Raw genomic sequence first — 750 nt, forward strand, 5'->3', positions numbered from 1 at the left:
CCATGATTTCTGGCGCCGTCCGTGGCTTTTTCGCGTGATCGCCTTCATGCCCATGGTGTGAGTAGCGCATCGGTAGGCCCAGGTGATGGCCAGGATGAGGATGACGAGCAGGCTTGCGAGCTTGTCGGGATTGGTGATGTGGGTGTCCTCCATATTGAGGCCGCGCGTTTTGGCATCGCCGAATAGGCACTCGATGCCCCATCGCTTTCGGTAATCGTTGAGGGCTTGCTTGGGATCGTTGCGGTTGGTGGCGACGATCAGCCATTCGTCGTCGAGGCGCTTTGCCGCCAGGCAGATCGGCTCAAGCGTGGTGCCGGCGGTGCCGTTGACATGGGCCTTGCCGATGACGCTTGCCCGTCGCGCCCGCCTGCGCCGCAGCAGCGTTGCCAGCGACCATGTGCTGCCATCCTGAAGGGTGACGGCCATGTCGATCTTCAGGCGGATGACGAAGGGAATATTGTTTTGGTTGAGGAAATCCATCCACTCGACGCCGATGAACTCCCGATCGGCCAACAGGCACTTTATCGATGCGGCATCAAACAGCATGAGATAACGCCGCATCAGGGCGATGCGTTGGGCCATGTCGGAACTGCCCTGATGCGGCAGCAGGGTAAAGAGCAGCGGCACCCGAAAGCGGCGGGTCACGATCGCCAGCAGCAGAATGTTGATATTGCGCGACCCGAACTTCCAGTTGGTGCGGTCAAGCGCCAGCATCTTGGGGCGATCCAAATTGAGCATGGAAACCACCAG

The 750-nt window shown here is 59.9% G+C and carries 1 protein-coding gene; it reads right to left on the minus strand.

Annotated features, from left to right (window positions below; translation table 11 throughout):
• The coding region (locus tag HGP16_RS33705; RefSeq protein WP_168844265.1) for an IS4 family transposase at nt 1–738 on the minus strand (738 nt) is incomplete at its 3' end.
• Nucleotides 739–750: the final 12 nt, after the last annotated feature.

It is taken from the genome of Rhizobium sp. P40RR-XXII (assembly GCF_012641405.1).
Taxonomy (GTDB): Bacteria; Pseudomonadota; Alphaproteobacteria; order Rhizobiales; family Rhizobiaceae; genus Rhizobium.